The organism is Candidatus Spongiihabitans sp. (assembly GCF_965247905.1).
Lineage (GTDB): Bacteria > Pseudomonadota > Gammaproteobacteria > Arenicellales > Poriferihabitantaceae > Spongiihabitans.
The window spans coordinates 2,506,425-2,518,747 of sequence record NZ_OZ252047.1; the positions used below are offsets into that span (position 1 = coordinate 2,506,425).

The window sequence follows — 12,323 nt, forward strand, 5'->3', positions numbered from 1 at the left end:
AAAAGCAAAAATCTGTTGCGCAAATTTACACTTTTGGCGATTTGAACGCCATGTTATGAAATTTTATAATACTCTTTGAATTTCAATATGCCCCGAATATTTAGCTTCATTCTGATTTTTATCATCGGCCTAAGTTATGCTAGCGGCGCGCAAGATGTTGTAGACAAAAATTCTGTCGTGATAAAAAGCCCGATTGATAAAAAACAATACCGTTATTTGGAGTTGGACAATCGCTTAAAGGTATTGCTTATTTCCAATAGCGAAACTGATAAGGCCGCGGCCGCGCTTGATGTTTATGCGGGTAGCGGCGCCGACCCCGAAGGCTGGCAAGGGTTGGCGCATTTTCTTGAGCACATGCTTTTTCTCGGAACAAAAAAATATCCGACTACCGATGAATATCAATCTTTCATAAAAAACAATGGCGGCGATTATAATGCGTTCACATCGTTCCGCCACACCAACTATTATTTCAGCATTACCGTCGATCATTTTGAATTGGCGCTGGATCGGTTTTCACGATTCTTCATCGATCCGACTTTTGATGCGGTCTATGTGGAGCGCGAGCGTTCAATCATTCACTCGGAATATCAATCACGAAAAAAAAATGAGCATCGCAGACTTATGGATGTGCAAAAGCGGTGGTTGAACAAGGCGCATCCGTTTTCCAGATTCTCGATAGGATCATTGGACACGTTACGCGACCGCGACGACGCCAGCGCCAGAGAAACATTGATCAAGTTTTATAACCAATATTATTCGGCCAACATAATGGCGTTGACGGTGTTGGGTCGGGAGTCATTGGATGAACTGGAGCAAATGGTCGTGGCGCGGTTTGCGCAAATTCCGGACCGCGATGCGACGGCGCCAATTTTTACTCAGCCCTATATGAATGCCAACTTGGTGCCGGCGCGCTTAAATTCCATTCCTGATAAACAGCAACATTCGGCAAGTTTTGTTTTTGCCATTCCCTCTGTTTATGAAGAGTATCGGTCAAAGCCGTTGAATTACATTGCAAATTTGCTTGGCCATGAAGGCGACGGGTCTTTGTTTTCTTTATTGAAAGATCGTGGCTGGGTCGAGGGTTTGAGCGCTGGCGCAGGATACATGGATCAAGTCCAGGGTGAATTCGTTATACACATCGACCTGACCGAGTCGGGACTGAATCACATTGAGGACATCGGCAAACTGGTGTTTCAAGCAATCAACTTGATTAAGCAAAACAAAATTGATGCGTGGCGTTTTCAAGAGCAAAGCAAGTTGGCAAAGATCGCCTTTCGCTTTGAGCAGGAAAAAAATCCGGGACGATTAGCGCAGTCGTTGGCGTCCAGACTGCAACGCTATCCGCCGCAAGATGTGTTGCGGGGACCGTATCTGATGGAAGCGTTCGCGCCCAATCGAATCAAAACGCTGTTGGATTATTTGCGCCCGGATAATGTTAATTTGCATGTCTCTTCACAGTCTTTGGCGCAGTCTTTGATGACTGATAAAATTTCCGAGCATTACGATGTGGCGTATTCGCTGGCGCCCATTGATGCGAAAACATTGAACTTATGGGACACTAAAACCGTTCACGAAAATCTGCGCTTGCCGGCGGAAAATCCGTTTATACCGGAACGACTGAATGTGCTTGAAATTGTTTCAGCGCAAACAACGCCTACAAAAATTTCCACGCCATCCGAAGTGTCTCTCTGGTATCAACCCGACCATCAATTCGCAACGCCGCGCGCCAATTTTTATTTCAACATCATGTCGCCGCCGGCGAATAGCAGCGCGACAAATTTGATGCTGACCGAGCTCTATGTTCGGCTGGTCAACAGCCAGTTAAACAAAACGATTTATCCTGCCTATCTGGCCGACTTGCACTATAGCCTGTATCGCCACGCGCGCGGCATTTCGGTGCGCATTAGCGGGTTTGAGGATAAGCAATCGCAACTCCTCGATATTATTATCGATGCGCTGGAGCATCCCGAATATGATGAAGGCAGATTCAATGTCATAAAAGCCGGGTTGCTTCGCGAGTTAGACAATGTTTCAAAAGACGCGCCGGCCGATCAAGTGGTACACGAAATATATCGGCTTTTGTTGCAGCCGTATTGGACTGAACAAGAAAGAATTGCGGCGCTCAATTCCGCGACCATGGATGATGTAAAAAAATTCGCGCCGCAATTATTCAGGCAAGTTAAAGTGAATGTATTATCGCATGGCGATGTCAGCCTGGAGAATGCCATAGCGCGCAGCGGGATGCTCGGCGGCTTGTTGAAAAGCAGTCAGTTTATCGAGCACATCGCAAAGCCAAAAATACGTAAACTGAATCGCACAAAACGCTACTTGCGCAGTCTAAACATCGACCATTCCGATTCCGCGCTGGCCGCCTATTTTCAAGGCAACGATGATTCCATCCTTGAACGGGCAAAAGTTTCGCTGCTGAAACATTTGCTGGAGCCTGATTTTCATCATCAACTGCGCACGGTCAATCGCGTCGGATACAGCGTTCACGCCAGCACATTAACAATAGACCAAACTCCGGGCTTGTTATTTTCAGTGCAGAGTCCAAGTCATTCGCCCGCGCAAATCAACGCGTTGTATGATGCGTTTATTGGTGACTTCAATGCAACGCTGGATGCAATGAGCGAACAACAATTCGCTCGGTTAAAATCGGGATTGACGACCAAGATACTGCGCCAGGACAAAAATTTAAGCGCAAGATCGCAACGCTATTGGCGTGAAATCAATGACGAGGAATATCAATTTGACACGCGGCAGCAGTTCGCCGATGCGGTGACCGGATTAACCTTGCAAGACATGCAGGCGTATTATGAGGATAACATCGCGCATCGCGCGGGCGAGTTGCTGGTTCAATCTTCGGGCGCCGATGTCGATATTAATGATGGCCGCATTTCATCGCAAGGCTATGTCGACACCGCGGATGCCACTCGATTCAGGCAGACGATTGAGTGATCGCCTCAGGAAATTTATCGGAATTTATATTCATGCACAACGCAAACACGCCAGCGAAGTCAGTCGCCATTATTGGCGCAAAACTGAATCGGCTGGGGCGTTCCGTGACCACGGTTGAATCGTGCACCGGCGGCGGGATTGCTTATGCCTTAACGGCGCTTGCGGGCAGTTCAAACTGGTTCGAGCGCGGCTATGTGACTTATAGCAACACCGCGAAATCCGCAATGGTCGGCGTATCTTACGCGCTACTCGAAAAATACGGCGCGGTTAGCAACGAAGTCGCGGAAGCGATGGCGGTGGGCGGACTGAAACATGCCGATGCCGATTATGCATTGTCGGTCACGGGCATTGCCGGTCCCGATGGCGGCAGCAAAGACAAACCGGTCGGTACTGTCTGTTTTGGGTGGACTGGGCCAGACAATTATGTCCAAGTGGAAAAGATAATATTTCGCGGCAACCGGGATGATGTGCGCTCTCAGGCTATCGCGCATTCCCTGGCCGGGCTGTTAAGAATTTTGGAGAACGAGCATTCCGCAAATAATCAATATAAATAACGATCTCGGATAATGGTGCGGCTGATGCCGCGTGTGTTTCACTGGATTATCGGGTCAAGCCCGATAATGACGGGGGACGAATAACCTCCCCCACCGTCATTCCAACGAAAGTTGGAAAAAACCGCTTGGAGCGATTTTTCACGCAAGCCCCGAAAGGGTGAGTATCAGGGATGATGCGAATAATCCAGTGAGACATGCGCGGCGCAACGTGCCGCCCTTGCGGGCGCGGATTGGTTTTACTCTTGCTACGTCCCGGGTGGCGGCGATATTAAGGGTCTGGCGGGTGTAGTCATCTGTTTTCTGCATTAGTAAATTTCCATGCTCCATATATCAGGATTGTCATATGCTTGCTCAATCACTTCCCGATTAGTCAGCAGTTTTTCGAGAATGATCCCCTTTGATTGGTTGCCACATTTAAGCCAGATAATTAACGGCGGTTCGCTTTGTAGCATGCTGTATTCATGGAAAATCGGCATCCAGCGTTACTATCACATAGCCGTTTTGTTGCGCATAGTCCCAAATTTCCTGGTCCGTGGCGTTACTCATGTGCAACGCGCTCACTTGCATGCTTTCAGGATACACCTTCGCCAATGATTGAACGATGCGATGCGAGAGATTCTGATCGAGCAATAACTTCATGCGGCGGAAACCGCCACTAGGTGATGCTCACGCTGTGCCGCATAAGCCAGGCACGCTTGAATCTGGGTGCTGTTCAACTCCGGGAAATCTTTCAGGATTTCGGCATTGCTCATGCCTTGCGCCAACCAGCCTAGAACATCATACACGGTAATGCGTGTACCCTTGACACAGAGCTTGCCACTACGCTTGCCCGGCGTGATTTCAATGTAATCTTGATAGTTCATAATTTTCTGCTCCACTTTTTACGGGCTGGTCCGCCGCCGGAACATCAGCCGTTTGTTTCAGGTGTTATTGTGCAACCGAGTCGTTTTGCATTTTCGAGGAAACGAGCAATATTGTCATTACTATATCCCGCCCCCCATTGTGTCATACAACAATTTCGCAATCCGATAATTGGATGCGCTCGTGGCATTTCTGGAGTCTTATCTTGGGCGCCCACCTATCGCCTTTCTCAGCGTACTGCCCAACGTCGCCGGCGAATCCGCCACGGCGATGTCGGCTTGCTTGAAGGCTTCGATCTTGTCCTCGGCGCTGCCTTTGCCGCCGGCGATAATCGCGCCGGCGTGGCCCATGCGCCGACCCGGCGGCGCGGTCAATCCGGCAATGAAGCCGCAGACCGGTTTCTTCACTTTGCTGCGGCGCAGAAATTCCGCGGCCTCTTCTTCGGCGCTGCCGCCGATCTCGCCGATCATGAGTATCGATTCGGTCGCCGGGTCGGCCAGAAACATCTCCAGACAGTCGATGAAATTCGTGCCGTTGACCGGGTCGCCGCCGATGCCGATGCAGGTGCTTTGCCCGAGTGCTTCGGCCGTGGTTTGCGCCACCGCTTCGTAAGTCAAGGTGCCCGAGCGCGAGACGATACCGACCGAACCCGGCAGGTGTATATGGCCGGGCATGATGCCGATTTTGCATTTTCCCGGCGTGATCACGCCCGGACAATTCGGGCCGATCAGGCGGGTCGCCGAATTTTCCAACATTCTTTTCACCTTGACCATATCCATCATCGGCACGCCTTCGGTGATGCACACCACCAGCGGGATTTCGGCGTCAATAGCTTCGAGAATCGCATCGGCGGCGAACGGCGGCGGCACATAAATCACCGAGGCATTAGCGCCGGTTTGCGCGCACGCTTCTGCAACCGTGTCGAACACGGGCAAGTCAAGATGCGTCATGCCGCCTTTTCCAGGGGTCACGCCGCCGACCAGATTGGTGCCGTATTCGATGGCTTGTCGGCTGTGAAAGGTGGCCGTGGCGCCGGTGAAACCCTGGCACAGCAGCCGCGTGTTTTTATCTACCAGCACCGACATTATGCGGCCTCCCCGTTAAAAATAGATTTGCCGGATTTGACGATTTTCACCACCTTTTCGGCGGCGTCGGCGAGGTTGTCCGCGGACACGATCGCCAGTCCGGAATCCGCCAGAATGGCTTTTCCTTGTTCAACATTGGTGCCCTCCAGCCGCACCACCAGCGGCACTTGCGGAGCAGATTCCCGCGTCAATTCTTTGGCCGCCGCAACGATGCCCTCGGCGATGACATCGCAGCGCATGATGCCGCCGAAGATATTGACCAGTATGCCCTTGACCTTGGGGTCGGACAAAATAATCTTGAAGCCCGCGGTCACGCGCTCGGCCGTGGCGCCGCCGCCGACATCGAGAAAGTTGGCCGGCGAGCCGCCGTATAACTCGATGATGTCCATGGTCGCCATGGCCAAGCCGGCGCCATTGACCATGCAGCCGATGGAGCCGTCCAGTTTGATGTAGTTCAATTCATGTTCGCCGGCCTCTATTTCGGCCGGGTCTTCCTCGTCGCGGTCGCGCAACTTTGCCACTTGCGGGTGGCGGAACAAGCCGTTGCTGTCGAAATTCATCTTCGCGTCCAACGCCAGCAACTCGCCGTCGCCGGTCACCACCAGCGGATTGATCTCCACCAAACTCGCGTCCAACTCGGTGAACGCCCGATACATCGCGCTCAAAAATGCGACCGCGGCGCGCACCTGAGTGCCGGAAAGTCCCAGCGCAAAAGCCAGTTTGCGTGCATGGAAAGGTTGCAAGCCAATGGCCGGATCTATGGCCACCGTGATGATTTTTTGCGGCGCGCGCGCCGCGACTTCCTCAATGTCCATGCCGCCTTCGGTGGACGCGATCGCGGTGACGCGGCTGCTGGCGCGGTCGACCAACATGCCCAAATACAACTCGCGCGCGATGTCACAGCCGTCCTCGATATAAATGCGCTTGACTTCCTTGCCCGCGGGCCCGGTCTGATGCGTGACCAACTGCATGCCCAAAATCGCGCGCGCCGCCTGCTCCACTTTTTCCAGCGAGTCCACCACCTTGACCCCGCCGCCCTGGCCGCGTCCGCCGGCGTGAATCTGCGCCTTGACCACCCACATCGGTCCGCCGAGTTCGCGCGCCGCGGCGCTCGCCTCATCCAGCGTGAACGCGACCTTGCCTTTGGGCACGGCGACGCCGAACTCCGCCAGCAACGACTTGGCTTGATATTCGTGGATGTTCATGATTGTTTTTTCATCTTTTTAAGGTTAAGACACAATATATCAAACAAAGCCATGCGCCGCCCGGCTTTGTTATTCGGTTATGCACCCTTGCGTGGCAGGCTTACGTGTCGGCTTACGCGCCGGCGCCACCCGGTTGACAGCACGCGCCTAATCATTTGCGTAACTTGCTTGTTCGCATTCAAGTCAACCAGTTCAACCTCAGGCTGCCGTGTTTTAAATACCCGAAATATCTCATCCGCGAAGGCTTGTCCTATGCTGTCAACTTGGTCGAAATCAAAAATTACGGTGCTGAATTTTTCAACCCTGGCCAGCAACCTTTTGGCTTGCGACCTTGAAACGAGTTTGTCTTCTCCGTACTGTGCCAGGCGTACCGGCACCACGGTTTTAGTGAAGCCATAATCGTCGCCCGAAGTAAAACTGTCGAAAACATGTTTTTCTGTTCTTTTTGTATCATTCGATAACATCATAAAAACACTGGTGCCAGATTGAAATTTTTGACTTTCCGATAGCCCGACTTCCATCTCGTTCGGCACATGTGAAAAGCGCACACCGCCGGATAAAATCGCAAAATCATCAAACATGCGCGCGCTAAAAAAAATGCCTTCGCCCGTATGGTTGTCGGGGTCGGTTGTCAACTTGCCTTTGGCGAGTTCCAGCACAGCATGTCGTTCATCATTTAATGCTAATTCACGTTGTATCTTCTTAAAGATGCCTTCCCCATCGTCATAAATTACAATTTTGGTGGTTATTGCCGTTTTGCTCGCCTCAACATGGACTTTCGTGCCCGCGGAATGGTCAATGGCATTGTTTAGCATCTCGGTAAAACCATAGCGCCAAATATCAATGGCATTCTCCGCCAGATCAGTGACAAATGGTGAAATATCCGCACGCCATACCGCATCCTCGGCCAATTTTTCATCCAGGATATAGGCATGCTCCCATTTTTCCAGCAGCTTTAAACTGTAATGTTTGTTTCGGGTTGCACCCTGCGCTAAAAGCTCATCTTGCTCAACCAGGCGCTTGATATGCTTGTTGACCGCTTGCCGGGAAATGCGATACTTCCGCGCAGTCAGCGTCGCTATATTTTTTGGATTATGCTCAACATTGCGCAAAATAAATTGACGAATGTTTTCACTTGTTTTACGAATGCCTGCCACAATTCATCGGTTATTTGTCAACCTTGCCAAGCCATATTGTCAACCTTGTTGGGACCTATTGTCAACCTTATGTCCGGGTTCACCACATATGCGACAAAATCAGGTCGCCAGGGTGGGTTGCCGATAATACGCCATCGGCGTCATTAAATCCAAACTATCGTGTGCTCGGTAATGATTATAGGTCCACTGGTAATGGACCAGTTCCGGGTTGATCGCGGTCACCTTCAACGGCCCTCGGAAGTGAGGCTTCAGCCTCGCCAAGCCATTGCCAGGATGCCGGGACTAAAGTCCAGATTCCGACGCCGCCGGCCTGACCTGCTTTAAGCGCACTAGCCAGGCCAGGTTAACAGTCTCTTATGTGTCTGAGCCCGAACACTTATTCAAATCGTTCAGAATGACAAGAAAAGCTTTGCTTTGGTCTGCTTTGTCTGCGTAATCGCCCACGGAGCACAAGATATATTGATTGGAGCGTAGCGATCCGTTAGTGTTGTTCTTTTTAGGCTTTGAAATTCTAATGACAAATACTGAATTAAATGGGCATAAAGACTGGAAAAGCCCTGACGGCACCCGCTACCATTGACCTTAATACCTATCCAACACGCATCAAAGATGGCATGGTATGGGTAGAAATATGACAATTTAATGATCATTATTCAATTTGCTATAGAATAAATATGCGGCAAGATCGAGATAATTTTCAAGCTTTTTGTGGCTATCATCAAAACTGGAAAGGGGATTACGACCACGAATTAGCAGAGACCGATGCGGGTACTCCTTGCGGTGAATATTTGCGCCGATATTGGCAACCGGTGTCGATCACAAAAGATTTAGGCGAGCGCCCTAAACTGATTAAAATTCTTGGTGAGGAGCTAGTTTTATTTCGGGATAAAAGCGGCCAGATTGGCCTGGTGCATAAAAACTGCCCTCATCGCCGGGCATCCCTTGAATTTGGAAAATGCGAAACCAGAGGAATCCGCTGCTGTTACCATGGCTGGTTATTCGATGTAGAAGGCACCATTCTTGAAATTCCAGGAGAACCTGAAGATTCGGAACCAGCGATCAGAGTAAAACAATCCAGACGGCTCGGCGCCTATCCGGTTAAAGAATTTAGAGGATTGATCTTTGCTTATTTAGGCCCGCCAAGGGAGCAACCCAGATTCCCTGTTTACGATGCTTACGAATTGCCCGATATGGTGAGGTCGCCCTATGCGGCAGCCTTTCAATGCAACTGGATACAGGTTTTGGATGCCATCGTCGATCCAGTGCATACCGCATTCCTTCACCAAAATCAGTTTACCGAAGGCTTTGGAATATGCGGTGAAATGCAATTTTACGAGCGCGACAAAATTCGGTTCCTGGGTACTGCGACTCGACGGGTAGGAGAAAACGCATGGGTTAGAGTCAATGAATTGATTCTTCCAAATTTCACGCAGTCCGGTGCGGCATTTGCAACCGACGGCACTAAAACACGTTTCTTTGGACGTAGCGCATTTACCCGCTGGGTGGTGCCCGTTGATGATGAAAATTGCATTGCCTTCGCCTGGGGTAATTTTGGCGCTCGGGGAGACCCTATTGAATGGAATACCAAAGAAGGCATGGAAAAGATCGAGCAAGGTGAGATAATCGATCGAACCTATGATGAGCGGCAGCAAAGCCCAGGGGATGCAGAAGCGGTAGAAGGCATGGGATTAATTTCCGAGCATGAAAAAGAATATCTGGTCACCGGGGATCGTGGGGTTACGCTTTATAGACGACGAATCCGGCGGCTTTGTCGGAATTTAACCAAGGGAATATCCCCGCCCCAACCCGCCGATCTTGCAGATGGCACTATCCCGACTTATGGCAGCGACACCGTGATCCGCGCTCCTCTATCGGATAACGGTGAAGACAGCGCCCTGCTCCGGCGGGTCAACGATCAAGTTATGGAGGTTATATTTTTGGGTGACGGCAAACAGAGTAGCAAAAGGGATGAATATATAATTGAAGCGTTGAAGAAACTTTGAGGCCATGAATTTTGAGGCCATGAATAACGAAAACAAAATAAAGGTCCCTATTAAAAACAACCCTTCTTCTCCTGCCACATTTTCTAATACGGCGGAGGGCGAAGAAGTATTGCCATAATCAGGGAAAGGTTTAACGAAGCGGCAAAAAGTTATCCCGATATGGCCAGCAGACTCGATGTGTTTATCGATTGGGACACCGAAAACTTTGGTGAATCCTCAATGGGGTGCCGAAGCAGCCTATGGAGCGCTAGGGTAGCAACGCGAAGATTTGCGCCTGCGCTTGTGAGCCATCGCGCACCGGCAGTACGCCGATGACCGCGGTGGCGCCGGTCGCCGGCAATGCATCGAGCGCCGCCATGTTCTCCACTTGGTATTTGTTGGCGGCCAGCATCACCACATGCGCGGCGAAGGTCGTTGACGAGCCGTGGTCAATGCTCAGCGTGTCGATGCCGATGCCCGCCACATTGCGCGCCACCAACAACTCGGCGGCCGCGGCCGAGAAGCCGGGGAAGTGCATCACGCCGGCGTCGTCCATGTTGATGTATCGTTGCGGCTGGTCGAAGCGATTGTGCCAGCCAGTGTTCATCACGAACAGCGCGTTGGCCGGCACCGCGCCGTTTTCGTCTTCCCAGTTTTCGATGTCGGCCGGGGTCAGTTCATAGTCGTTGTCCGCGGCCGCGGCGCGCTTGGCGTCAAACACAACTAGCGGCACGATGAGTTGATCGATCGCCAACTGGTCAATGGACCGGTTGCCCTTGATGAAGTGCGACGGCGCATCGACATGGGTGCCGGTGTTCTCGCCCATGATGAACTTGTGCAACTGGTAGCCGCCAGTGTCGTAGTCGACCAGCCGCTCTTTCTTGAACGGCACGCCGCCGGGCCAGAACACCATATCATCGTGCATCGCGTGGGTCAGGTCGATGGCTTGGCTGGCCGTGAACGGCAGCACGCCGATGACCGCGGTGGCGCCGGCCGCGTGCGCCGTGCTGATGACCGCGGCGAGCGCCGCGACGCCACACAGGACGCGAAGTCCGCGCGGCGGGGTTTGATTGAGTGAGTGTTGCATTTCGTTTTCTCCTGTTGCGGTGATTGATATGACGTGATGACATGTAATGATAACCCGAAGCGGCGGTGCAAAGTCAAGTTTGGTTATAACTCCAGGCTACAAATCCTTGTGCTATGAATACGGCAAACTGCATATTTATCAACCTGTTCATACTATCCTGTACAATCCGCGGCCATGCCATCTGCATTTAGTCCTTTTTTGTCACTGCTTCAAAACCGCCAAAACCACCATGAATAAAAAATCAGCCGCAATCGGCATTCAAACCATCGCCATCCACGGCGGCGAATCGCCCGACCGGGAGACCGGGGCGACCGCGCCCAATATCGTGATGTCCAGCACCTTCGTGGTGGATGAGCCGGTCAGTTTCTCGGCCACCAACGTCGACGAAAACAGCCCGTATATATATACGCGCTGGTCGAATCCCACCACCCGCCAACTGGAAATCAAGTTGGCGCTGCTGGAGCATGCCGACCAATGCCTTACCTTCGCGTCCGGCATGGCCGCGTCCTCGGCGGTTTTGTTTAGCCTGCTTAATAGCGGCGATCATTTGGTTATGAGCAATACCAACTATCCCGGCACCGCGGAAGTCGCCCGCGACCAACTCCCGAAAAAAGGCATTGAGGTCAGTCCGGTGGACACCACCGAATTGGCGCTGATCGAACAGGCGATGACGCCGAACACGCGCATGGTCTGGATTGAAACGCCCTCCAATCCATTGCTACAGATTATCGATATCGCCAAAGTTGCGGAAATCGCTCATGCGCATAATGCGTTGCTGGTGGTCGACTCCACGTTTGCCAGCCCGATAGCGACGCGCCCGCTGGAATTGGGTGCTGATCTGGTGGTGCATTCCCTGACCAAGTATATCGGCGGGCATGGCGATGCCTTGGGCGGGGCGGTGCTGAGCAGCGCGGCGCTGGCAAGCCGGTTGCGGGAATGTGGGGTGCTGCACTACGGCGCCACCCTCAGCCCGTTCAACGCCTGGCTGATTATGCGCGGCGCGGCAACGCTGCCGCTGCGCATGCGCGCGCATCAGGAAAACGCCATGGCGCTCGCGGATTTCCTGCATCAGGATTCTCGGGTTGAGCATGTTTTGTATCCGGGCCACCCGTCGCACCCGCAGCATGAGGTCGCGAAAAAGCAAATGAACAACTATTCGGGCATCCTGTCGTTCAAGGTGAAAAACCCGGCCCGGGTGGCCGAGCGGATGATGAAGCAACTTAAAGTCATTCACTACGCCGTCTCCGTCGGCCATCATCGTAGTTTGATTTATCTACTGGACACCAAAGACCTGATCGAATCGTCCTATCGCCTGGAAGGCGCGGAACTGGCAAAGTATAAAGCGCACGCCGGCGACGGGCTGTTTCGCTGCTCAGTCGGGCTGGAGGATGCACAAGACCTGATCGCCGATTTGGATCATGTTTTGTGACTTGC

General features: G+C 52.1%; 13 protein-coding genes. 4 read left to right on the plus strand and 9 right to left on the minus strand.

The genetic code is table 11. From position 1 onward, the window contains the following. The first annotated feature begins 87 nt into the window (after positions 1-87). Together ACP158_RS12915 and ACP158_RS12920 are read left to right on the plus strand one after the other, a co-directional pair. Positions 88-2,958 carry an insulinase family protein gene (locus ACP158_RS12915; RefSeq protein WP_424946524.1) on the plus strand — a complete coding sequence of 957 codons (2,871 nt, stop codon included), beginning with the start codon at positions 88-90 and terminating at the stop codon, positions 2,956-2,958. A gap of 32 nt (positions 2,959-2,990) precedes the next feature. Continuing rightward, entirely contained in the window at positions 2,991-3,512 is a 522-nt protein-coding gene (locus ACP158_RS12920; RefSeq protein WP_424946525.1) for a CinA family protein, read from the plus strand. Positions 3,513-3,650: 138 nt separating this feature from the next. On the opposite strand, the gene ACP158_RS12925 is transcribed toward ACP158_RS12920, so the two are convergent. From ACP158_RS12925 to ACP158_RS12960, 8 genes are all read right to left on the minus strand, one after another. Next, the gene (locus tag ACP158_RS12925; protein ID WP_424946526.1) at positions 3,651-3,818 is read right to left on the minus strand and encodes a hypothetical protein; all 168 of its coding nucleotides are present in this window, start codon (positions 3,816-3,818) and stop codon (positions 3,651-3,653) included. Further along, positions 3,818-3,988, minus strand: a complete 171-nt coding sequence (locus ACP158_RS12930; RefSeq protein ID WP_424946527.1) for a DUF5615 family PIN-like protein — start codon at positions 3,986-3,988, stop codon at positions 3,818-3,820. The genes ACP158_RS12925 and ACP158_RS12930 overlap by 1 nt, the downstream gene beginning before the upstream one ends. Then, positions 3,972-4,151, minus strand: a complete 180-nt coding sequence (locus tag ACP158_RS12935) for a DUF5615 family PIN-like protein (RefSeq protein ID WP_424946528.1) — start codon at positions 4,149-4,151, stop codon at positions 3,972-3,974. The genes ACP158_RS12930 and ACP158_RS12935 overlap by 17 nt, the downstream gene beginning before the upstream one ends. Further along, positions 4,148-4,375, minus strand: a complete 228-nt coding sequence (locus ACP158_RS12940; RefSeq protein ID WP_424946529.1) for a DUF433 domain-containing protein — start codon at positions 4,373-4,375, stop codon at positions 4,148-4,150. The genes ACP158_RS12935 and ACP158_RS12940 overlap by 4 nt, the downstream gene beginning before the upstream one ends. Positions 4,376-4,573: 198 nt before the next feature. Further along, positions 4,574-5,458 carry a succinate--CoA ligase subunit alpha gene (gene sucD, locus ACP158_RS12945; protein ID WP_424946530.1) on the minus strand — a complete coding sequence of 295 codons (885 nt, stop codon included), beginning with the start codon at positions 5,456-5,458 and terminating at the stop codon, positions 4,574-4,576. Then, a complete protein-coding gene (gene sucC / locus ACP158_RS12950; RefSeq protein WP_424946531.1) occupies positions 5,458-6,663 on the minus strand; it encodes an ADP-forming succinate--CoA ligase subunit beta in 1,206 nt (401 codons plus the stop codon). Before sucC ends, sucD begins: the two co-directional genes overlap by 1 nt. 77 nt (positions 6,664-6,740) lie before the next feature. Then, complete coding sequence (locus ACP158_RS12955; RefSeq protein WP_424946532.1) at positions 6,741-7,820, minus strand: STAS-like domain-containing protein; 1,080 nt, start codon at positions 7,818-7,820, stop codon at positions 6,741-6,743. Between the two features lie 99 nt (positions 7,821-7,919). Next, positions 7,920-8,042, minus strand: a complete 123-nt coding sequence (locus ACP158_RS12960; RefSeq protein ID WP_424946533.1) for a hypothetical protein — start codon at positions 8,040-8,042, stop codon at positions 7,920-7,922. 452 nt (positions 8,043-8,494) lie between these two features. On the opposite strand from ACP158_RS12960, the gene ACP158_RS12965 reads away from it, so the two are divergent. Continuing rightward, positions 8,495-9,823, plus strand: coding sequence for an aromatic ring-hydroxylating dioxygenase subunit alpha (locus ACP158_RS12965; protein WP_424946534.1), 1,329 nt, complete (start codon positions 8,495-8,497; stop codon positions 9,821-9,823). Positions 9,824-10,070: 247 nt separating this feature from the next. On the opposite strand, the gene ACP158_RS12970 is transcribed toward ACP158_RS12965, so the two are convergent. Next, complete coding sequence (locus ACP158_RS12970; protein ID WP_424946535.1) at positions 10,071-10,889, minus strand: cyclase family protein; 819 nt, start codon at positions 10,887-10,889, stop codon at positions 10,071-10,073. Positions 10,890-11,118: 229 nt separating this feature from the next. Between ACP158_RS12970 and ACP158_RS12975 the strand changes: the two genes are divergently transcribed. After that, positions 11,119-12,318 (plus strand): trans-sulfuration enzyme family protein, encoded by a 1,200-nt coding sequence (locus tag ACP158_RS12975; protein WP_424946536.1) that lies wholly within the window; start codon positions 11,119-11,121, stop codon positions 12,316-12,318. Positions 12,319-12,323 lie beyond the last annotated feature (5 nt).

Coding starts and splice junctions, on each gene's coding strand:
- ACP158_RS12930 (WP_424946527.1), bottom strand. CDS start 3,988: ATGCCGATTTTCCATGAATACAGCATGCTACAAAGCGAACCGCCGTTA.
- ACP158_RS12915 (WP_424946524.1), top strand. CDS start 88: ATGCCCCGAATATTTAGCTTCATTCTGATTTTTATCATCGGCCTAAGT.
- ACP158_RS12920 (WP_424946525.1), top strand. CDS start 2,991: ATGCACAACGCAAACACGCCAGCGAAGTCAGTCGCCATTATTGGCGCA.
- sucC (WP_424946531.1), bottom strand. CDS start 6,663: ATGAACATCCACGAATATCAAGCCAAGTCGTTGCTGGCGGAGTTCGGC.
- ACP158_RS12970 (WP_424946535.1), bottom strand. CDS start 10,889: ATGCAACACTCACTCAATCAAACCCCGCCGCGCGGACTTCGCGTCCTG.
- ACP158_RS12965 (WP_424946534.1), top strand. CDS start 8,495: ATGCGGCAAGATCGAGATAATTTTCAAGCTTTTTGTGGCTATCATCAA.
- sucD (WP_424946530.1), bottom strand. CDS start 5,458: ATGTCGGTGCTGGTAGATAAAAACACGCGGCTGCTGTGCCAGGGTTTC.
- ACP158_RS12935 (WP_424946528.1), bottom strand. CDS start 4,151: ATGAAGTTATTGCTCGATCAGAATCTCTCGCATCGCATCGTTCAATCA.
- ACP158_RS12925 (WP_424946526.1), bottom strand. CDS start 3,818: ATGCAGAAAACAGATGACTACACCCGCCAGACCCTTAATATCGCCGCC.
- ACP158_RS12975 (WP_424946536.1), top strand. CDS start 11,119: ATGAATAAAAAATCAGCCGCAATCGGCATTCAAACCATCGCCATCCAC.
- ACP158_RS12940 (WP_424946529.1), bottom strand. CDS start 4,375: ATGAACTATCAAGATTACATTGAAATCACGCCGGGCAAGCGTAGTGGC.